Source organism: Agrobacterium vitis, from assembly GCF_014926405.1.
GTDB lineage: Bacteria > Pseudomonadota > Alphaproteobacteria > Rhizobiales > Rhizobiaceae > Allorhizobium > Allorhizobium vitis_H.
The window spans coordinates 11,811-31,978 of sequence record NZ_JACXXJ020000003.1; the positions used below are offsets into that span (position 1 = coordinate 11,811).

Annotated in this window: 25 protein-coding genes and 1 pseudogene; 13 read left to right on the forward strand and 13 right to left on the reverse strand. The window is 56.4% G+C overall.

From position 1 onward, the window contains the following. Positions 1 to 45: 45 nt before the first annotated feature. A complete protein-coding gene (locus tag IEI95_RS01630; RefSeq protein WP_060716626.1) occupies positions 46 to 1,431 on the reverse strand; it encodes a sensor domain-containing diguanylate cyclase in 1,386 nt (461 codons plus the stop codon). Positions 1,432 to 1,646: 215 nt separating this feature from the next. Between IEI95_RS01630 and IEI95_RS01635 the strand changes: the two genes are divergently transcribed. Continuing rightward, positions 1,647 to 2,270 carry a plasmid pRiA4b ORF-3 family protein gene (locus IEI95_RS01635; RefSeq protein ID WP_060716627.1) on the forward strand — a complete coding sequence of 208 codons (624 nt, stop codon included), beginning with the start codon at positions 1,647 to 1,649 and terminating at the stop codon, positions 2,268 to 2,270. A 143-nt stretch (positions 2,271 to 2,413) separates the two neighbouring features. Here the strand turns inward: IEI95_RS01635 and IEI95_RS01640 are convergent, their stop codons facing one another. Both IEI95_RS01640 and IEI95_RS01645 read right to left on the reverse strand, forming a co-directional pair. Then, positions 2,414 to 3,211, reverse strand: coding sequence for an SDR family NAD(P)-dependent oxidoreductase (locus tag IEI95_RS01640; protein WP_060716628.1), 798 nt, complete (start codon positions 3,209 to 3,211; stop codon positions 2,414 to 2,416). Positions 3,212 to 3,222: 11 nt separating this feature from the next. Beyond that, on the reverse strand, positions 3,223 to 4,392 hold the full coding sequence (locus IEI95_RS01645; protein ID WP_060716629.1) for a zinc-dependent alcohol dehydrogenase: 1,170 nt from the start codon (positions 4,390 to 4,392) through the stop codon (positions 3,223 to 3,225). 209 nt (positions 4,393 to 4,601) lie between these two features. Between IEI95_RS01645 and IEI95_RS01650 the strand changes: the two genes are divergently transcribed. From IEI95_RS01650 to IEI95_RS01670, 5 genes are all read left to right on the forward strand, one after another. After that, the gene (locus tag IEI95_RS01650) at positions 4,602 to 4,916 is read left to right on the forward strand and encodes a hypothetical protein (protein WP_060716630.1); all 315 of its coding nucleotides are present in this window, start codon (positions 4,602 to 4,604) and stop codon (positions 4,914 to 4,916) included. 51 nt (positions 4,917 to 4,967) lie between these two features. Continuing rightward, positions 4,968 to 5,264, forward strand: a complete 297-nt coding sequence (locus IEI95_RS01655; protein ID WP_060716631.1) for a DUF3175 domain-containing protein — start codon at positions 4,968 to 4,970, stop codon at positions 5,262 to 5,264. 115 nt (positions 5,265 to 5,379) lie between these two features. Further along, on the forward strand, positions 5,380 to 6,708 hold the full coding sequence (locus tag IEI95_RS01660; protein WP_060716632.1) for a zinc-binding dehydrogenase: 1,329 nt from the start codon (positions 5,380 to 5,382) through the stop codon (positions 6,706 to 6,708). A 19-nt stretch (positions 6,709 to 6,727) separates the two neighbouring features. After that, a complete protein-coding gene (locus IEI95_RS01665; protein WP_060716633.1) occupies positions 6,728 to 6,934 on the forward strand; it encodes a hypothetical protein in 207 nt (68 codons plus the stop codon). Further along, positions 6,921 to 7,157 (forward strand): hypothetical protein, encoded by a 237-nt coding sequence (locus IEI95_RS01670; protein ID WP_060716634.1) that lies wholly within the window; start codon positions 6,921 to 6,923, stop codon positions 7,155 to 7,157. Before IEI95_RS01665 ends, IEI95_RS01670 begins: the two co-directional genes overlap by 14 nt. A gap of 62 nt (positions 7,158 to 7,219) precedes the next feature. On the opposite strand, the gene IEI95_RS01675 is transcribed toward IEI95_RS01670, so the two are convergent. The 5 genes and pseudogenes from IEI95_RS01675 to IEI95_RS29565 form a co-directional block, all read right to left on the reverse strand. Continuing rightward, entirely contained in the window at positions 7,220 to 7,888 is a 669-nt protein-coding gene (locus IEI95_RS01675) for a UdgX family uracil-DNA binding protein (RefSeq protein ID WP_411910131.1), read from the reverse strand. Next, complete coding sequence (locus tag IEI95_RS01680; protein WP_060716635.1) at positions 7,889 to 8,506, reverse strand: flavodoxin family protein; 618 nt, start codon at positions 8,504 to 8,506, stop codon at positions 7,889 to 7,891. It lies immediately after the preceding gene. 269 nt (positions 8,507 to 8,775) lie between these two features. Further along, on the reverse strand, positions 8,776 to 9,183 hold the full coding sequence (locus tag IEI95_RS01685) for a low affinity iron permease family protein (protein ID WP_013637201.1): 408 nt from the start codon (positions 9,181 to 9,183) through the stop codon (positions 8,776 to 8,778). A gap of 384 nt (positions 9,184 to 9,567) precedes the next feature. Then, complete coding sequence (locus tag IEI95_RS01690) at positions 9,568 to 10,227, reverse strand: DUF6766 family protein (protein ID WP_060716636.1); 660 nt, start codon at positions 10,225 to 10,227, stop codon at positions 9,568 to 9,570. Positions 10,228 to 10,401: 174 nt separating this feature from the next. Beyond that, positions 10,402 to 10,635 (reverse strand): annotated as a pseudogene (locus IEI95_RS29565) (trehalase-like domain-containing protein); the annotation flags it as partial. A 154-nt stretch (positions 10,636 to 10,789) separates the two neighbouring features. Here IEI95_RS29565 and IEI95_RS01700 point away from each other — a divergent pair. From IEI95_RS01700 to IEI95_RS01715, 4 genes are all read left to right on the forward strand, one after another. Next, complete coding sequence (locus IEI95_RS01700) at positions 10,790 to 11,656, forward strand: SDR family oxidoreductase (protein WP_171431162.1); 867 nt, start codon at positions 10,790 to 10,792, stop codon at positions 11,654 to 11,656. Between the two features lie 180 nt (positions 11,657 to 11,836). Next, complete coding sequence (locus tag IEI95_RS01705) at positions 11,837 to 12,196, forward strand: hypothetical protein (protein ID WP_060716639.1); 360 nt, start codon at positions 11,837 to 11,839, stop codon at positions 12,194 to 12,196. Between the two features lie 304 nt (positions 12,197 to 12,500). After that, entirely contained in the window at positions 12,501 to 13,382 is an 882-nt protein-coding gene (locus tag IEI95_RS01710; protein ID WP_060716640.1) for an AraC family transcriptional regulator, read from the forward strand. A 192-nt stretch (positions 13,383 to 13,574) separates the two neighbouring features. Next, entirely contained in the window at positions 13,575 to 13,748 is a 174-nt protein-coding gene (locus IEI95_RS01715) for a plasmid pRiA4b ORF-3 family protein (protein WP_234614289.1), read from the forward strand. A gap of 231 nt (positions 13,749 to 13,979) precedes the next feature. On the opposite strand, the gene IEI95_RS01720 is transcribed toward IEI95_RS01715, so the two are convergent. The 3 genes from IEI95_RS01720 to IEI95_RS01730 form a co-directional block, all read right to left on the reverse strand. After that, complete coding sequence (locus IEI95_RS01720; protein WP_060716706.1) at positions 13,980 to 14,648, reverse strand: hypothetical protein; 669 nt, start codon at positions 14,646 to 14,648, stop codon at positions 13,980 to 13,982. A gap of 17 nt (positions 14,649 to 14,665) precedes the next feature. Next, on the reverse strand, positions 14,666 to 15,154 hold the full coding sequence (locus tag IEI95_RS01725; RefSeq protein ID WP_318916248.1) for a toll/interleukin-1 receptor domain-containing protein: 489 nt from the start codon (positions 15,152 to 15,154) through the stop codon (positions 14,666 to 14,668). Positions 15,155 to 15,479: 325 nt separating this feature from the next. After that, positions 15,480 to 15,704 (reverse strand): DUF2188 domain-containing protein, encoded by a 225-nt coding sequence (locus IEI95_RS01730; protein WP_003571562.1) that lies wholly within the window; start codon positions 15,702 to 15,704, stop codon positions 15,480 to 15,482. Positions 15,705 to 15,853: 149 nt separating this feature from the next. On the opposite strand from IEI95_RS01730, the gene IEI95_RS01735 reads away from it, so the two are divergent. The 3 genes from IEI95_RS01735 to IEI95_RS01745 all read left to right on the forward strand — a co-directional run bounded on the left by IEI95_RS01735 (position 15,854) and on the right by IEI95_RS01745 (position 18,162). After that, the gene (locus IEI95_RS01735; protein WP_060716642.1) at positions 15,854 to 16,174 is read left to right on the forward strand and encodes a helix-turn-helix domain-containing protein; all 321 of its coding nucleotides are present in this window, start codon (positions 15,854 to 15,856) and stop codon (positions 16,172 to 16,174) included. Continuing rightward, positions 16,171 to 17,046: an ImmA/IrrE family metallo-endopeptidase gene (locus tag IEI95_RS01740; RefSeq protein ID WP_060716643.1), complete on the forward strand. Its 876-nt coding sequence runs from the start codon at positions 16,171 to 16,173 to the stop codon at positions 17,044 to 17,046. Before IEI95_RS01735 ends, IEI95_RS01740 begins: the two co-directional genes overlap by 4 nt. 633 nt (positions 17,047 to 17,679) lie before the next feature. Further along, positions 17,680 to 18,162: a hypothetical protein gene (locus IEI95_RS01745; protein ID WP_141747317.1), complete on the forward strand. Its 483-nt coding sequence runs from the start codon at positions 17,680 to 17,682 to the stop codon at positions 18,160 to 18,162. 66 nt (positions 18,163 to 18,228) lie between these two features. On the opposite strand, the gene IEI95_RS01750 is transcribed toward IEI95_RS01745, so the two are convergent. Further along, the gene (locus tag IEI95_RS01750; RefSeq protein WP_060716645.1) at positions 18,229 to 18,840 is read right to left on the reverse strand and encodes a GTP pyrophosphokinase; all 612 of its coding nucleotides are present in this window, start codon (positions 18,838 to 18,840) and stop codon (positions 18,229 to 18,231) included. Then, on the reverse strand, positions 18,837 to 19,856 hold the full coding sequence (locus IEI95_RS01755; RefSeq protein ID WP_141747316.1) for a hypothetical protein: 1,020 nt from the start codon (positions 19,854 to 19,856) through the stop codon (positions 18,837 to 18,839). Before IEI95_RS01755 ends, IEI95_RS01750 begins: the two co-directional genes overlap by 4 nt. Positions 19,857 to 20,168 lie beyond the last annotated feature (312 nt).

Sequence of the window (20,168 nt, forward strand, 5' to 3'; positions counted from 1 at the left end):
GACACGGTTGCGAGACCACCCGGAAAACCGTCATCCTGCGCGGCTCTAACTAACAAGATCGTCGTTAACCACCACACTGCCGCGTTTCACCGACTTCGCATGATAAAGGGCGGCATCGGCGGCTTTCAACGCCGCATCACAGCTCGTGGAAGTACCGTCAGCCTGGCTTATGCCAAATGACGCGCCGATCGAAACCTCACAGGTCGGCAACTTAAATTTCGCTGCCAGCGAGGCCGACAATCTTTGACAAGCCTCTCTTGCTTCCTCGCTCGAAATACCGGGCATGAATATCGCGAACTCGTCGCCACCAAGACGGAAAACCCGATCCGAACCGCGTGTCCCGGATCGGAGTCGCTCGGCCACCACTTGCAGCAACTCGTCGCCAACCGCGTGACCATGACTATCGTTTACCCCTTTGAAGCCATCCAGATCGAGACATATGACCTGTGTCACGCCAGCGCTCGTGCAAGCAGCAAACTCCAGATCCAGCAAAAATCGATTTGGAAGACCTGTAAGAAAGTCGTGGGTGGCGGCATGGCGCATTTGACGTTCGCGCCCCAGAAGGGACTGAGCGGCGGAATGTGACGTTCTGATCATCAGATACGATCCTATGATCAGGACCAGGCTTACCGTGACGATCAGGGGAAACGATTGCCACAATATATCGGTTGCCGGAGTTGGCGGACGCCAGGATAGGACTTCGACCTCGCCTTGCGGTCCTACCGCAATTGCCGCCCTGGCGCGTTCGGGCGAAACCTCGCGCAGAGGCTCGATGCGCGCGTCGTCCAGATCGAACCGCTCCCCGAAAACGCCCTGCAGCGTGCCGGCGATCGGCATGGCCGTGATCAGAATGGGTCCACGCGGTCCCTTGCGCTTCGATGTTCCGAAGTCCGATTGAAACAGGCTGGCAGAAAGCAGAACAGATTCCTCGCCGATAACCATGATCCGGCTCACCGCAATCGGGTGAGGAATGCCGGCCTGCTTGGGCTCCTGCTCTCTTATGCGAACGCCTTTCACCAGTTCCGCCGCATCCTTCGCGATCGCCGACGGACCCCTGACGAAATACGGCAGACCTTGCACGGTCTCATCCGTCTTGGAATAGATGATCTTATCAGCGGCGTCGAGCACGATTGCGCCGCGCGTGCGCGACGTACCGATCAAGGATGCGCCGATATTACGATCAGTCCATGCTTGATCGAACTCGTTGTCGAGGTTGGCGATCGCTTCGTCCCAGACCGTCCAGGCGGTCAGCGAAAATTCAACCTCGCTGATCCAGATGGAGACGTTCCGCTCGACCAACATTTCCTGCCGCCGCCGGGTTTCCGCATCTAGCTGTGCAACACCGAAATAGGAAGTGGCGGCCATGCCGACTATGAGGACCGCCACGCCGATAATAGTTGGGCCAACCAGTTTAAAACGAACGAAACGCATACCAAGCCGATCGATAAGGGATCGCTCACGCAAGAGCTAAGAACTTGATAGCCGGCGGTCCTTTCAATACCGTTATCTCAAACACGAAAGTTTGCCGGACTGCTGCCAAAGACTGTTGTCTTGGTGGGAGTCGCACGCGCGGCACGGCAAAATATCCGGGCATGCGGCGCGAGCAATCATCTTGACGATCGCCGCCAACCTTGTTCATTTGGGCAATGTTTAAAGCCGCAAACGCTGTGCAGATCAGAGTTTCTATCAATGAGATTAAGCCAGACGTCTGGCGTCGACTGGTCCTGCCAGTCCATTGGAACCTGGAGCAGCTGCATCTCGGAATTCAGGCCGCATTCAACTGGTGGAACTATCATCTCTATGAGTTCCGGATTGGTGGCCTGCGGTACGGGGAAGTCGAGATCCTGACAGAGGATGCGACCGATGACGATCCCCGGGTCTTCGAGCAGAGCGAGGTTCGCTTGCAGGACTTCGAGCAAGGTGCCGTATTCAGCTACAATTATGATTTCGGGGACGGATGGCGGCACACCGTCTCGGTTGAGGAGTTCCTGTCGCTCTCTTCTACGCCCAAACACGGGAGCTGCGTTGCCGGCGAAAGAGCGCGACCGCCCGAAGATGTTGGCGGGGTTTCAGGATATGAGCGGTTCCTGGAGACCATCGCCGACCGGGAAGATCCTGAATACGCCGAAACCATTCAGTGGTGCGGCGGCTGCTTTGATCCGGAATGGTTCGACCTGTCGATCGTGGACAAGGATGTTCGCAATGCTCTGCGCTCGAATGCCAAAAGGCGGTTGTATCAACCGAAGCCCAAAGCCTTCCCGAAGAAATGAGTTGGCTAAATTCAAGGTGCGCCTTGAAAAGAATCGAACGGTTAATCCTGCTACCGCAAAGCTCTCGCCTTCAAAGGTTACTATGGGCACCAGCGGGTGCCTGCTAGTCCAACGACGTTGGGTCCATGGGTCCGGCGCCTGATTTAGTTGTTGCCGGAGCCCGGCTCGGCCATCTTTGCATGTTGATGGGCCAGCATGTTCGCCGGCGTGACGTTGGCGACCGCAGCCTGCAGCTTGTTTTTCCAGCCGCTGACAACATCGCCTTCGCCATCCATCATCGCATCATAACCAACCCGTGCGACGTCGGCCGGATCGTCCTTCTTTGCCTGCCCGACGGACGTATCCATCAGGTCAGCGCGCTGGAAGAACTCAGTCTCCGTCGGACCCGGCATCAGGCAGCTGACCGTAATGCCGCTGTCTTTCAGCTCTTCCCGCAAAGCGAAGGAGAAGCTGTTGATGAAGGCCTTGGTGCCATTATAGACGGCTTGATAAGATCCGGGCATGAAGCCGGCAATCGAGCCCGTCAGCAGGATCCGGCCCTCGCCGCGACTGCGCATCAGATTTCCGACCTGCTGCACGAGGTAGATGGTGCCGACGATGTTTGTGTCTACGACCTTGCGGGCCTCACCGAAGTCCTGATCGAGGAAGCCCTTACCAAGCCCCCTGCCGGCGTTGGCCATCAGCAGGTCAACGGAGCGGCCAGATGCCTCGATGTTTTCGAGAAGGTGGTCGACGCCTTCCTCCGTTGACAGGTCGGCCTCGATGGCATCGACCGAAGTGCCGAATTCCCTGAGGCTGGCTGCAGCCTGTTTGATGCGGGGCTCATCGGCTGCAATGATCAGATCATAGCCATCCTGGGCGGCACATTTGGCCAGTTCGTACCCAATGCCCGTCGATGCACCCGTGACGACGGCAAGGCCTTTTCCCATTTCAATCGCCATGCTGTATCTCCTTACGGTTTGAGAACGACTTTGACGCAACCGTCCTTCTTTTCGAGGAAGGTCTTGTAGAGGTCCGGTCCGTCTTCCAGGCTTCCGGTATGGGTGATGATGAATGAGGGGTCGATTTCGCCGTTCTGAATTCGCTCCATCAGGATCGGCAGATAGTGCTGGACCGGTGTCTGGGCCATTTTGAACGTCAGGCCGCGATTGATCGCCGATCCCATCGGGATCTTGTCCAGGAACCCGCCGTAGACGCCGACGATCGAGACTGTGCCGAAATTTCGGCAGCAATGGATCGCTTGGCGCAGGACGTGCGGGCGGTCCGTGCCCATGAAGGTTGCGACTTTGATGCGGTCGATCCGGGCATCCCAGCTTGCGGATGGATCAGATTCGGTTCCAACGGCATCGATGCAGCCATCTGCCCCGCGGCCATTGGTCAGTTCCATGATCCGATCATAAATATCCTTGTCCATATAATCGAGGGTGATGGCTCCTGACTTTTCAGCAAGCGCCAGCCTCTCCCGGACTGTGTCGATCGCAATAACCCGCTCCGCCCCCAGAATGAATGCGGACTTGATCGCCATCTGGCCAACGGGGCCACAGCCCCAGATAGCGATCGTGTCGCCCGGCTGGATATTGCAGAAATCGGCGGCCATATAGCCCGTTGGAAAAATGTCCGAGAGGAAAAGGACCTGCTCGTCGCTTAGGCCTTCCGGCACCTTGATCGGACCGACATCGGCGTAAGGAACCCTTAGATATTCGGCCTGGCCGCCGCTGAACCCGCCCAACAGATGGGTGTAACCGAACAGGCCAGCGGGCGAGTTGCCCCACATCTTGGTGACCTTTTCCGGTTTTGGGTTCGAGCGTTCGCAGCCTGAGAAAAACCCGCGTTTGCAGAAAAAGCATTCGCCACAGGCGATCGTAAAAGGCACGACCACCCGGTCACCAACCTTCAGTTTCTTGTTGTCCTTGCCGACTTCGACCACTTCGCCCATGGTTTCGTGACCCATGATGTCACCACTGTGCATGTCGGGCATGACGCCATTGTAGAGATGAAGGTCCGATCCGCAGATCGCGCAGGCCGTGACCTTGATGATGGCATCGCGACCGTACTCAATTTGGGGGTCGGGGACGCTTTCGCAGCGGATGTCATGCTTGCCATGCCAGGTCAGTGCTTTCATCTATTTGCTCCAAGGTCGTGTCTTCATTGTACGAGCGTCTTGGCTGCAAACGACAGGTCATAAAATTTGTTCCTTGACGATGTGGCATGTACCGAAGCGCACGGAAGACCACAATTCTCGCAAAAGACCGACCTGCGGGCATGACGGAAGGAACTTTGACGGTCGAGAGGTCGTTTTCTTTGCTTCATCGAAGCAAGAGGAGATGTTCCATGCCTCAGGGTGACAAATCCGCATATACAGACAAGCAGAAGCGCAAGGCCGAGCATATCGAGGAAGGCTACGAGGTCCGTGGTGTTTCCGAGAAGGAGGCCGAACGCCGCGCCTGGGCCACCGTTAACAAAGAAAGCGGCGGTGGCAAGAAGTCCGGCTCCGGCCGCGGCCATACCGAAAACCATGCTTCCTCCGAAAAGGGCGGACATAAGGGCGGTGCCGCTGCTGCGTCGCGCACCAAGGAAGAGCGCTCAGCATCCGCTAAGAAAGCTGCAGCCACGCGCAAGCGCAACGAGCAGCATGCGCATCATTGATAGGAAACGGCGTCACGACAGTGGCGCCGTTTCTTCTATGGAGGAACGTTCATGCATAAGAAGAAATCCACACAGAAATGGTCGCAGGATGTCACTGACAACAGCGACGCGATGGATCTGAAAGGCGGCGTCTTCAAACAGCGCAGCGCCAAGAAGATCGCCGACTCGCTGAAGGCCTCGGCTGAACGGAGCGACCGCCGCAAGGCCAGCCCTTTCCAGTCCGCCATGTCGATGCTGAATTTCTACATCAATCGCGCCGGCAAGCAGCTGTCGAAGTCTAGGTTGGCAACGCTCGAAAGGGCCAAGGACGAGCTGCGCAAGGATTTCGGCAAGCAGCCGAAACACTGATCATCGGGCGGCATAGCCAATAGCCCGCTCACCGCCAAGCGATCCCCCGGGAGATGAATGAGCATTGCCTGGCGGTTCGTTTCAAAACTTACTCTTGAGCTTAAGGAGACCGATTATGCAAGCTGTCCGTATCCATCGCTTCGGCGGTCCGGAAGTCATGGCAATCGAGGAAATCGATCGGCCAACGCCTGCCGCCAATGAAGTTCTCATCAAAGTCTTTGCTGCAAGCGTCAATCCGGTCGATGCGAAGATGCGCGAGGGGAAATATCCTGTCGTCACCGAAAAGGATCTTCCCTATGTGCTCGGCCGCGATGTCAGCGGCGAGATCGCTGCCGCCGGCTCTGAGGTCGCCGGCTTCGGGATCGGCGACGAGGTCTTTGCATTCCTGTCACCAGAACATGGCGGCTACGAGGAATTTGTAACGGCACGGGCTGACGAAGTGGCTGCAAAGCCGCAATCGCTCGATACCATCGGCGCCGCCGCCGTACCATTGGCCGGCATCACTGCATGGCAAGGCCTGTTCGATCATGGCGGGCTTCAATCTGGCCAGCGTGTCCTTATTCATGGTGGCGCGGGCGGTGTCGGCCATTTCGCTATTCAGTTCGCAAAGACGAAGGGCGCATGGGTGGCAACGACCGTGTCCTCGTCTGACAAGGACTTCGTGACCGATCTCGGCGCAGACCAGGTGATCGATTACAAAACTGAGAAATTTGAAGAGCTTGTCGAGCCCGTAGACCTGGTGTTCGACCTGATCGGCGGTGAGACGCAGGAACGTAGCTTCAGCGTCGTCAAACCGGGAGGAGCGCTGATCTCGACACTCCAGGAGCCGGACAAGGCACGCGCCAAAAAACTGAAGATTCGGGCGGGACGATACACCGCTCAGCCGAATGGCGCCCAACTGCAGGAGATCGCGGCGTTGATCGATCAGGGCAAGGTGAAGGTCGTCGTTGCCAGCACGTTCGAGCTTCGTGAAGCCGCAGAAGCACAGTCTGCCCTTGGGGAAAAGCACATCCGCGGCAAAGTCGTCCTGAAGGTCGTCGAGCAGCAGGCAAGAACCGTGATCGACGACAACGCACGGAGATTGCGGGCATACCAAATCTGGGAAGACGAAGGTCGTCCGGAGGGTCAGGACCTCGCGCATTGGTATAGAGCCGGTGATGCCGGCGCAACAGCGGAACGTCCTGACTATCGACGGTACTCTTCCGAGGTCGCGCCTGTTGGGTCGCTGGTGATCAAGTTCTATCACTCCGGCGATCAGATTCGCGGATATGTGCGCAAGGTCGCGGATACAGCTGCGGACGATACGATCTTTCCGGGCGAGGAAATGGAGCCGGATGCGGCCTTCAAACTGGCAGCTTCTCATAGGGCCGACAGAAACGAACCCGTCTTCGTCGAGCTTGTCGAAGGCGTTGAATGGAATCCCGACTGGGGTCGATTGGGATAACCGCAAAATGAAATCGACAATGACAACACGCGAAACGACGCCGGAAGCGATCCCGGCCGAGACAGATGATGCTCGTTCGATAGACAGCCCCGCCGCCGACAATCACCGTAACGATCTGGCCAAGGCGGCCGGGAAAGGCTTGCAGCGGGCCATGAAAGAAACGGACCGGACATCAGACAGTGACACACCGACAACTGAGGAGTGCCAGCAACATGGAAAAAGGTAAAAAGTCGTCGAAGGCAGAAATCGAGCGCGACGCCAGAGGGCAGTCCGAAAGCAATCATGCCGGGGGATCCAACAACGGCGTGAGCAGCGCCAAGCCACGGGTCATCACGCATTCCGATGACGCGACCGTCAACAACAAGTCACCGGGCAACGACAAAGGCGCCAAGGATTGGGACCTCAATTACCACGAACGTGACATGAACGAAGGCGAGTTTCGGGGTTAGGTCGCTTCGTCCGTTATCCCGAAGCACCTCAAGCACGCGATGAGGCGGACCCGAACGCGGGATCAATCTTTATCTGCAGCAAGATAGTCCTTGGCCAAGAGCAGATCATCGACAAACCGGCGTCTTTCCTCGACACGATCGTCATAGTCTCGGATCCGGAGAATATATGACGGATGGATCGTTACAAGCAGCGGTGTGGCGCTCGCTGTCTTCAAGATGTGAGCGCGTTCCTTGGTCAGCCCGACTGACCGTCCCATCAAGCTGTAGAGGGCTGTGGCGCCGAGCGCGACAATGAGACGAGGACGCAACAAGTCAAGTTCGCCGCCGAGCCACCACGCACAGGGTTGTATCTCGCCAGCATTGGGCTTGGAGTGGATGCGCCGCTTGCCGCGTTGTTCGAACTTGAAATGCTTGACCGCATTGGTGACATAGCAAAGCGACCGGTCGATGCCAGCCTCGTTCAGACATTCATCAAGTAATCTGCCCGCCGGGCCGACGAACGGCCGCCCCGCAATATCCTCTTTGTCTCCGGGCTGCTCGCCGACAAGAATGATCTTGGCTTGAGCGTTTCCTTCGCCGAAGACGGTCTGCGTTGCATTCTTATAGAGGTCGCAGCGTTCGCACGTCTCGGCCTGCCGACGCAATGCCGCCAAGTCCTTCGCTTGTCCAAACGGCGCGACGAACGCCGGCGGCAGGCGGGCTACCGGCTTTGCGGACCCTGCAACCACCAACTATTCCTCTTCGCCCGGATACTGCGATTGCTGCAGCAAACCGGCGAGGTGTGCAGCGTTTCGCGCAAGCATCGATACCATCGTCTGAACGGCTTCGGGCGTCTCTTTCAGATCGACAAAGTTCGTTGACCCCATCGCCTCACCGACCCAATAGGCCACCGCGTTCGCTGGGATGGTGAAGCCGACGTCGTTAAGCGCCTGGAACAACTCCGCTGAGACATGATGAGCACCATCCTCGTTTCCGACCACTGCGACGGCCGCGACCTTGCCATAAGAAACCATCCGGCCTTGATCGTCGGTCTCTTCCAGGAAAGCGTCCATCCGTTCGAGCGCCCGCTTGCACACACTTGCAGGCTGACCGAGCCAGATCGGTGTTCCCATCAGCAAGATATCGGCTTCGAGAACCTTTGCACGGATCGCAGGCCATCCGTCTCCCTCGCCTTCATCCGACGTCACGCCCGGCTTGATATTGTGGTCAGCCAGCCGGATCGTTTCGGTTTCAACGCCGTACTTCTTGAATTCCTCGGCGATCAGCTCAAGCAACTTTCCGGTAGACGAGGCTTCCGACGAATCCGAAGTTTTGAGCGTGCCGTTGAGAGCGAGAACTTTGAGAGGCATGGATAACTCCTGTTCAAGTAAATACTGCCTGATATGACCCGGTGCGGCGTCCCAAGTTGTTGCGCCCTTATGCAGAACGCGTGCGCCACCTTCCGACAACCGCCTGACGCGGTAGCTACGGGCATCCAGCGCAGCGATTGGTTCTTCACGCCAGCAGGCCCGTTCTTGGGGAATTGAAACCCAATTCTTGACGGAAACTAACTGAGGGCACGAGTGAAAGTTCCGCTCGGCGTTCGCCCGCCAGCCTAGTACGATGCGCGCGCCCGTTCCTATGAGCTGGTCTTGCGGGCTTTTCGCTCGGCGTGCGTCCTCTTCAGGATGGCTTGTGAACGCTTGGCCGATTTTTCACAACGAAGATGAAGTGCTTCGAGTTCAGCGTCGGTCAACTTCTCAATCCCGATGAATTCATTCTCGGCGTCAGAGGAGAGTATGATCTCGTCGAGCTTGGTCTGAAGGGCAGTCCCATCCCGATTTTGGGTGTTCTGGATTAAGAACACCATTAGAAATGTGATAATGGTTGTGCCGGTATTGATCACCAGCTGCCACGTTTCCGAAAACCCGAAAAATGGCCCAGATACTGCCCAGATAACCACAGCGGCAACACAGAGAATAAAGGCGATCGGACTACCGGTTGCCCGGGCCGTTGCATTAGCGAATTTTGCAAACAGGCGATCCATGAACACTCCTCCGACGATCAGGGTTAAACACGTGGTCGATACGACCTGGCGAAGTCTGCCACTGGCCGAGGTCGCCAACAGATTCCCGCCGCAGCGCCCCTACTTCTCAGAACTCGGCGTCTCGCAACAGAAGCCAGGTCAGCCATGTCCGCGGGACCTGACCGGTAATAAGCACCATTCAGGAGGCTCGTAGAGACGCGTTTTAAAGCTAGCACTTGAGACATGGTCAACCTGTAAAGTTGGCTTGATCAACCGACCCCGTTGCTGAGGGTGACAACCGTCGCGACAAATACACCTGCGACGAGGCTGGCTCGTCACAGCCGTGGCAAAGAAACACACGCCTTCGCTCTCACAACGCAAACCACCACGATGAAGGAAATCCAATCAACTGCCTGTTTCGGAATGCGGCGCCGCAACGGGCTTTGATTCTGGTGATCCCCGGAAGCGCAGGAAAATCGAAAGCACCACGATCACTGCCGTCGACAGAAATTCGGATTGCCAGTTCTGAAAGGATTCGAACCAGAACTGCGTGCTGGCAAGATGCTGCATGATCGACTGAGCCGGGTGGCCATGCATGGCGGCTTCTGCGTTCTCAGCAATAGCGCTGTAGCGGAGGTGAAGAATGAAACTGGCGGCGAACAGCAGCGCGAGCGCTATGCCCAGCGAATATGAGTAGAGGGTTCGCAACCATCCACTCGCCCTCACGGCCCAGGAAGCGCCCGGTTGTCTCGCATGGCTTGCTGGATCTTCGTCCTGAGATGCGCTTTTGTCCGGATCTTTCGATTCCGCTGAGCCGCGCTGGAACAGCATAGCCGTCAGCATCACATATGCCGACATTTGCAGGAACTCGCTTTCCCAGTTCTCGAAGATGGCGGACAGGAAGTGTCCTGACGCGGCATAGGTTGCGAGCGACAGCGCCGTGCCACCATGCTGGATGATGTTCTCGTTGTTGACCTGCCATCCCGTCAAGAGCATTCCGGTTATGGTCGCGATGGTCAGCACCAACAGAACGATAGTCAGCCCATTGTCTTTCAGTACCCGCATTCATTGTCCCTCCCAATACGCTTGACGTCGTGAAAACGTCATAACCGGAAGCAGGGTTCCAGGACGGCGCGCCGTGAGGATCAACAGGTTAAATCTGTTCCTGTCCGGTGATATTGGCATTTGAAATCGCACCGAACTGCGGTGCCTTAGCCCGAGCTATCGACTCGAGAACATGCTTTTTTCCAGGTGCCGGCGCTCGATCTTGAATTTCTCCACCGGCGTGACCGAGGAGCGTCCACTATCGCAGTCGTGCATCCGGTTGAAGAGCGGCGGCGAATCCATCTCCGGCGCACACCACCAATCGATGGAACCGTCCGCACCGACGAGAGCGACGGTGCGTCCATCTCCGATAGCCGCATAGTGTTCGAGAAAACCATGCGTGCGTTCGGGGACGAGATGATGAAGCATTGACAGCCAATTCGAACTGCCCTCGCAAGAACGAGCGGCCAAAGTGTTTGGATTTGTCGGGAGAAAGCACGTTCCAAGCTGCGGTGAAAATCGTACTTGCGGAACCCAGAACGCCCTTCAGGGTTTATCGCGCAGTCCCCAAAAAGGAGATTGTATGATGGAAGACACTCGAAACCCTACGCCGCCATATCCTGAACAGCAGCAGGAGCCGCCAGGCAAGACTGCGGAAATGGCACCTGTCCCCGATCATGGTGAGAAGTCCTACAAGGGTGACGGCAAGCTGACCGGTAAAGTCGCCCTCATCACCGGAGCCGACTCCGGGATTGGCAAGGCCGTCGCTATCGCGTTTGCCCGCGAAGGCGCCGACATCGTCATTTCCTACCTGAACGAGGATGACGACGCCCGCGATACCGCAAAGTGGATCGAGGAAGCGGGACGCAAGGCTCTTGTCGTTCCGGGCGACATCAAGTCCGAGGAACATTGCAAGGATCTCGTACAGCGCGCCGTTAACGAACTTGGTGGCATCGACATCCTCGTCAACAATGCAGCGTTCCAGCGGACCTATGGCGACATCGCCGACATCACGGCCGAGGAATGGGACGAAACCTTCCGCACCAATATCTACGCACCATACTTCCTCTCGAAGGCCGCTGCTCCTCACATGAAGCCAGGTAGCTCGATCATTAACACGACCTCGATCCAGTCGCGGCAGCCGTCGCCTCAGCTTCTTGCATACGCGTCCACGAAAGGCGCGATTTCGAACTTCACGGCGGGTCTCGCCGAGATGCTTGCGGAAAAAGGCATTCGCGTAAATGCGGTCGCGCCGGGGCCGATCTGGACGCCGCTCATCCCTTCGACGATGCCAGCGGAAAAGGCTGCCAAGTTTGGGGAAAACACCCTTATCGGCCGGGCCGGACAGCCAGCAGAACTGGCGGGTGCCTACGTCCTGCTCGCCTCCGATCTGGGAAGCTACATGACGGGAGCCGTCATTCCGGTAACCGGAGGCGAGATCATGATCTGATACGCACCTGGCCGGCGGCCACTGGGTCGGCGGCCACCGTCAACACCTTAGTGTGCGGCATAACAGATCTATCTCCTGAGCCTGCAGTAAGGTCCGACCAAGCCAAAGGATAATAGTCTTGTGACGTCGAGCACTCCGGCCTGGATGGCTGTCTCAACCACTTGGTGCATAGGAAGCCCAATGACATTCATCAATGACAACCCACAGGGTGGGTTCTCTGACACTCGCAGCGACCGCTGGCTTATCCAGATCTTGCTGCCCCAACGAGATGATGCTGGGACGCCGTTCGAGGCCAATGTCTATGAACAAGTTCGCCAACGCCTGACCCAGGAGTTTGGGGGAATGACCTTCTATCGACACGCTCCAGCCGAGGGGACATGGCAGGCAAGCTCTAACACCGAACATGATGAGATCGTCCTCGCCGAAATTATGGCAGCTGATCTAGATGAAGACTGGTGGTCCGCTTACAAGAGCGAACTCGAGAAACGCTTCCATCAGAGTGAAATTGTCGTCCGAGCAATCCCGATCAAGCGGCTATAGCTATGTTGTTTCTGTCCGTTGACGCATGAACAGCACTAGAACCAAGGTGAACATCCACAGCCACATTGCGGACACGCCGATCAGCAGGCTGGAGCAATTGCTGCCGTGGAATTGGATACCGAAGACGCTGAACGCTCAGGCGACATAATCTGCGCTCCACAGTGGATGCCGACACCCCCTGCCGGACGGCTACCTCATAGGCCGACGCTATTTCTGAGCAGCCAAAACTGATAGTCCGCAAGATCGGTCGAGCGCACAGCACTTGTGCGGGGCTATTTGGTCCTGCCACGGCAAGGACAGGATAATGACGACGACGCTTCGAAACTACCATGCCCGGATGCAACGGGTCCTAGATCACATTGATCAGCATCTCGACCGCAATCTGGACCTGGACGAGTTGAGCTGCGTGGCCGCCTTTTCCAAGTTTCATTTCCATCGGCAGTTCGCGGCGGCCTTTGGGCTGTCTGTGCATCGCTATATCCAGCTCCTCCGCATGAAGCGGGCATCCTACAGGCTTGCCTACAGAGACGTAGACAGCGTGACCGAGATAGCGATGGATGCCGGCTACGAAGCTCCTGACGCCTTTGCCCGCGCATTTCGGCAACGGTTCAGCCAGTCGCCTTCGCAGTTCAGGAAATCCCCCGATTGGGAACTGTGGCTTGCGGCCCTCGGGCCTCTCAACCAAGCAAGGAGTAAGCTTATGCAACGGACATTTGCAGCAAATGACATCGAAATCCGCGAGGTGTCTCCGACCCCTGTCGCGATCATGAAACACCGAGGTGATCCGGCAAGGATCGGCGACACGATCAAACGCTTTATAGCATGGCGCAAAGCCACTGGCCTGAATCCGAAGACCAATTTGACTTTCAACATCTTCCATTCCGATCCGCGGGTGACGTCTCCGGACGAGTATCGACTGGACCTTTGTGTCAGCACTGATCAGCCGATCAAGACGAATGGAGAGCATATCGAGGCGGGCATGATCCCCGGTGGCCGTTGCGCCGTGCTGAAAGTCGTCGGCAACACTGATGATCTGGAGCCTGCCGCGCTTTACCTCTATCGCGATTGGCTGCCGGCCAGTGGCGAGGAAGCGAGGGATTTCCCCCTGTATTGCCAGCGTCTCACCTTCTTTCCCGAAGCACCTGAACATGCGGCGGTGGCAGAGCTCTTCCTGCCCCTGAAGTAGCGAACCTCTGTGGCGGCTTGTCCGTTTCTGTCCACGGCGGCGGACAAGCAGCTTTCAACCCGAACCTCCCGATCCGGCTAAACAGCGCGTTCGCTAAACGTGGGTATTCCATCAGGCGAAACCGTAGCGGCCTTCACCGGATAGTTACGAAGATGTTGGGGGGGGGCAGGATATGAGCGGTTCCTGAAGACCATCGCCGACGGGGAAGATCCTGAACACGCCGAAACCAGTCGGTGGTGCGGCGGCTACTTTGATCCGGAATGGTTCGACCTGTCGATCGTGGACAAGGATGTTCGAAATGCTCTGCGCTCGAATGCCAAAAGGCGATTGTATCAACCGAAGCCCAAAGCCTTCCCGAAGAAATGAGTTGGCTAAATTCAAGGTGCGCCTTGAAGGGATGCGAACCTACGGCCCGTTTACCAAATCATGTCTAAGGTGTCATTCTCACTGACGATTCAGCACGTTAGCCTGACAAGGACAGCCAGTTTGTGGCTGAGAACAGTCGTTTCCCCCTGATCTACTAAGTTTCACTTTTGCGACAACCGCATATGCATCGGTGTCCCGCGAGCATACTTCTCACATCTGCTGGCAGGACCGTCAGTCGTATTCTGCTCGAAGCGCTTCCCATTCTTCAAGGAGGGCAGCGTATAGGTCTCGGAAGCTATCTTCCTCGTTTCCTGCAAGCGGATAGCGATCAATTGAGAAGGGTTCGCCACGGATAACGTCCAAAACCCGGATCTCCTCGTGAGGTACACCGAGGAGCGCTTGGCCCAACAGCCAAAGCCCGAGCCGCGCAGCCTGCTCGTCCAGAACAGGGGTCTCTGAGAAATAGGGGTAGACGTAATGCTCAACGCCACGACCATCGCGGGCGGACAAAATATTGTCGACCTTCACGACGGCATCGAGCCCCGGAAACGGAAACTGCGTCCCGAGCTGTCGTCCGGGCGCAAAGGGCGCGTTCGTCCAGCGGCGCCTCTCGTCCCACCAAAGTAGGAAGCCATCCCGTAGCTGCGGATAGAGATTTTGCCGGCGGCCATTTCCGGCGATCCGCCCATCAGTCGCGGCGTGCAGATCGTGCATGCCGAAAACATGCCGCTTCGCGTCACTCCAGAAGGGCCCGTAGAAATCCCCGCCGCCCTCGCCACCGTCATCCGCTGCTCTTGCACGATCCTCTCGAATGTCGGTCCGGAGCGCCGATCGGCGAGGACCTTCCTCCAGGAACATAATTTTGAGGAGTTTGCGAAGGTGTACGCGGCGCATCGACATCTCGACCTCCCGGAACATCAAGACTGAGTGACAACTAGTTCGGCGATCTTAGCGGCGACTTCCGCCATCGACTCTTCGGCAGTGCTCAACCCAGCTCGGGAGGCTAACAGTAGGCTGACCTGCTCAAGCTCTTCATAGGTTGTCCCGTGAACAACCGGAACGAGCCGCTCGCGCCTTAGAAGCGCTGACAGCTCTTTGTCTGCAATGCCTTCTGCCGGCAAACGGCGTAGCATAGCCGGGGTCACCAGAACGATACCAACTCGGGAATTAATCAAACCCTTATCGATCGCCCGCATCATCGGCACGCCAAGGCCAAGATCCTTCTCGCTGAACCACACACGTACACCTCGCGCTTCGAGCAGGTCATGCAGTTCCTTGGCAGATCCCTGCCTGTCATCCCACGCATGACAAAGAAAAACGTCTCGAAGGTCAGGCTGCGACGCTGCTAAATTCTCGACATTTTCGCGAACAGGCGTGAGTGATTGCACTTGTTCGGGCGTATACAACACAGTCGAACCGGCTCCGGACCATCGCGGCTTTGCAGTGCGGCGCCCCGACCCGCCACTACTGCTGCTTCGGCCGCTGCTGCTTCCTGACTGGAAGTATGAAGAACTCGGGGACGAGCTGTACGCGCCGCCGTATCCTCTAGAACTGCTATAGCGACCATAGCGGCTTCCACAAGCAGGACAGTCGGCTGCCGCAGCGGCTGATCGATGGCCCTTTACTGGAGCGGTGCATCTAGCCATATCTTTCTTCTCCTTTGTCGATCCGCCAATCTGCGAATCCCCTCACAAAAAAGACCGCGCTCTGGATGAACGCGGTCTTGGTGGATCAGCCCTTTGGTGGGTAGGGATCATTGCCATAACTGTCTCGTTCACGAATCTGACCGTTTCGGCCGTGGATCAACAGTTCAGACTGTTGGTTCTGCGCGATCGAACGAGCATGAGCCGTTGCTTCAGCTTGGGTAGAGTGAACCGCAGTGGCGCGGCTGTTCCCGGCACCCTGCACTGCCCAACCATTAGCATGCGGCACAACGTGTTGGTTCTTTCCTGACATTTTCTCACCTCCTTTCCGTCCCAATATGGACATGCCGTAAGATATGGTGAACGAATAGGGCGTTGTCAACTGCGAACGCATCGTTCATTTGACAGAACGGCGTTTTCCAAATACTGGCTGCGTCCGAAGAGCATGTATGGAGATCGAAAATGTCATTAGCTTCGAAGCTCAAGGAGCTTCGGTTGAAGCGCGGAGAGTCGCTCCAACAGGTTGGCGACGCGGTGTCAGTTTCGAAGGCTCATATTTGGGAACTGGAGAAGGGAACCAGCACCAATCCGGGCCTTGAGCTTCTTAAGAAGCTCGCCGCACATTTCAACGTTACCGTCCAGTACCTTGCTGAGGACGATCAGGAAGAGCTTGACCGATCCTCATTACAATTTTTTCGCGAGTTCGGCGGCAAACTATCTGATAAGGATTGGGAAACGCTGCGCGTTGTCGCCGACCGCCTGAAGGATAAGGACGCGAAATGAACGACGAGCTGATGATGGATCTCGCGGACTGTGCCGCTCCAGAGTCTATCATCGCTTGCATCCTTCGCCATCACCCGGACTGGGCGGCGCCGGTCCCAATCGAAGATCTGGCAAGCTCCATCAACATTATCGACATTTTGGAGATGGAAACAGAGGAGTTCGAGGGCGGCCTCACCACCGATCCAGACAAACGGAAGGGTGTCATTCTCTACAAGGCCGGGACAAAGGGTGGGCGTCGACGCTTCACCATCGCTCACGAGATCGGACATTTCTTGATCCCGTGGCATAAGGGGGATCAGCGCTGTACGAAAAAGGACATGATCGAGCGGCGGATTGAAACGCTTGTTCAGAAACAGGAAACAGAAGCCAACCGGTTTGCGGCCGGCATACTCATGCCGAGGCCATGGTTCGTTTCCGATATGCGCAAACTGGGCGATGCCGACGTAGAGCACGTCAAAACGCTTGCTAGACAATACGGGACAAGCGTCGAGGCGACTGTTGCCCGGTATGTCGAGCTGACCGATGATTGCTGTGCGTTCGTATTCTCGAAAGACGGGATTATTCGATACACCAGGGCGACCAAGGATTTTCCACCTCTGTCGGTTCGCTCGAAACATCATCTTCCAGAGCGAAGCCTATCCGGGCGATCCTCTAACCGCACACAATCCCGTCCGTCAGAATGGGCTGAAATTCAGGGAAGTGTCTGGCTAAACGGTGAAGGCCGTTCTCATTGCCCAAAAGTTCTGGAGCAGACGCTGCTTCAACGGGAGGGTTACCAGCTCACGCTGCTTTTTATTGCGCCTGATGAAATTGAAGATGCGGAAGAGATCGAAGCCTTGGAAGAAAGTTGGACACCACGGTTTCGTCGGTAAATGGCCCACTGTTGGCAGATTGCTGCTTCCAACCCTGCCAAGCTGTTAGGTAACGTCGCTAATTTTCTGATTTTACAACGGCGCAAAGGCACGTTTGCGACGCCTCATGCCGAGCAATTTTGTGTGTAGGTCATTGCCATTTGGTCAGCAATGTCAGCTTTCAGGTATCTACTGACGCACTCTCAATGTCTGATGTGACGGCGCAAAGCGGTCATAGCTCGTCTAGTCCAAGCTCTGAGGTACGGGCGTCGATTTTCTATGCGATATAGCCCCCTCTTTGAACCTGCGGTTTGAACGCTGACTGTCGAAAATCGTACCGAGCGACCAGTAGAGTCCCTTGCTATGGAAGATGTATTGCCCGTTAGGCAGGACGTGCTGCTAGTTCAAGCGTGAGGAAAGATGCACCACAATGGATAATGGTCGGACCGACTCCGCAAAGCACCCTATCGACTAGCGTTATCGCTTCCACGAACAAAATCAGAACATCTGCTTTGACAATCCTTAGAATCCGTGGATTATCACTGGGCAATGCATGCCTTCCAGACAAGCTCCCCGAGCGCTGGGAGCCGTCGGGAACGGAAGCGCCTGCGCGGCCGTGCCTTTTCTCTGCTCAAGATTTATAGGACGAAGCTCATGGCCAAAGACGCTGCACTATTGTCTGAGCTGCATAAGCTGATCGGACAGCGGATGGATGCTGGCCAGATTGCACAGCCGAGCCAGATTGTTGAAGAAGTTTTCAAGAACAAGCCTCTGACAAGTCCTCATGCCGACTTCTACAGGGCGTTTGCCAAAAAGGAACTGGTAAAGGTAGTGACGCGAATGCTGAAGCGCATCGGCATGAGCGACGACCCCGCCTCTCCTCAGATGGTGTTTCCGGGCCATACCCGTTTGGTTAAATCATATCCCGTGATCAGAAACGGTGAGAGGGCACTGGTTCCCATAAGCCTTTGCACGCCGCGAGAACTCTCTGACCATATGTTACTTCTTCGCAAGCAGGCGAAGGGCTGTGAAAACCACGCTGCCGAGCTGGAGGAATATGTGGCCAGCAAAATCTCTTTGGAGGAAGCCCAGGCCCTAAAGGATCATTCGGAAGCGGCCGAGGTCGAGCCGGCCTGACTTCAGAAAGCCAATGCGGAGTGACCATCTAAGCGAACACGATATAAAGGCCTGCAGCAGTTGTTCTCAATGCTGCGAGCTCCGCTTTACGAACAGGTCGTTGAACACCCGATCCGCTCCCCACGCCTGAGCGGAAGTGAAGGCAAGCTGTCGCAACTCATCGCTTTCGAGTGGCTGCTGCCCGGGCTTATAGCCGAGATCGTGGTTCGCCTCGGACCACGCATGCTGAAAGAGCGTCTTAATCTGCAGCTCGAAGCAATAGGGCACAAGGTCCTTGTTGAAATTCGGGTCGATCAGATCTTGCTGCAGCATAAGAATATGGTGATTTCCAAAATATCCAAATTCCCACTCGTTCTCCGGCAACATGTCTTTCGACTCGATCGCGTGGAAGTAGCGCTGAACTTCCTCCGAAATCCTATGCACATCATCCTTGTAGAAGGTGATGATCCGCGCGCCGATCTGATCCTGTATCTGATGAAGCGGAGCATCGTACTTCGCTTTGCCATCCTTCTCCGCAGTGGCTTTCCCTACGAAGCGCTCCACGGACTTCGGGCGCGTCGAGATGCGATCGATCCGCGGCTGACCTGCGAAGATCTCGTGCAATAAGGTGGAAAGCTTATCGGCGATGGGAAAGAGCACGGTTTCGTATCGCGCTCGATATTGAGCTTCTACCGTCATCTACCTTTCTCCAGTTTTTCGCTAACAACCGAGCCGACTGTGCTGAAGCGTATCCTGTCGGCCCCTTCTTCAACGGGCGTGTGTTCGAAGACCTTATCGAAGGACGCAGCGTCGGCAGTGAGCATGGCTCCGTTGTCCAGCTCCACCGTCCGATAGGGCAATCGCTTTGTGAACTCGGCTGCATCGAACTGGAAATTATCATTGGCCAGGTCAGCTCGTTCGAGCTGCTTCACCACGGCGGCCTTTGCACCCTCGGTAAATCCGTATCGATTACAGAACGCCTCAACGCTTAATGTCTCCGCACCAAGTCCACTGGCAAGCGTAGCTGCGGCGGTGATCTGGCGCTTAACTTCTAGATCATCTGTAGCCTTGATGGCTTTCTTCAGTGCGACAGCGAGACGACGGGTGCCAAACGCGGGACTTGTCATGAAGTCCGACAGCAGAAACTCCTTAACCCAGTAGTCCGACGACTCCAGATCCTGGCTGTTAATCTGCTTGTCGACGGCCATTCCATTCCAGAAGCCACCTTGGAATGACTGATGCTTGTAGACGACAGCTTTGTAGGAATGCGCATTCTTCATGAATACGCGGTCGATGAATTCGACCGTCAGCATGTCGGCAGCCTCGTTTACGACCACGCCGTTGTTGGCACGAAAGCGTGATATTACCACCTTGTGCTCGGCGCCTTCGGTTCCTTTGATCAGGAATAGAAGCCCGAGCCCCGAGCGACGTGTCGTTACTGTCGCCAGTTCCTCAGCTAGCACGCGACCCAAATCGACCCCAGGCGCTGAGGCATAGGCAATCAACATGTCGCGACGCGCGTTCGCTTGAGCGCCGCCGTTGCCCTTATTGAAGGCGATGCCGATGTTGCATTCGGTATCGGCCTTTTCGTACACGTTCCTCATTAGGACGAACATGTCGCCTTCATGCGGTACTTGGCTCCCGACGATGGCTGACGGGTCGGCAGCCCCCTTATTCGGATAGACAAGGTATGTATGGATGCTCTCGATAGGCAAGCTTATCCCCTCGCTGCCGAATACTTCAATTTTACAACAGCTACATAGAATACCTGTCCCGCACAAGCAGACGAACATTTACCGCCGCTGAATCACAGAGAATGAGGATGAACCCCGCAATCATCAATCTCGACACATCGTCCCAAACTGATTAGTTGTGGGCATGGCTCGCTCGCACGCTACGATACCGCTCCGCCCCTATCTTGCACCCATGCTCTTGCGGGGTGTAGGCAAAATCGCCAACGCCCGCCTTCTCCGGGCTCTCACAGCTGAGCTCGAAGCTTTGATAGGCGTGGCTGTTGGCCCGAGAAC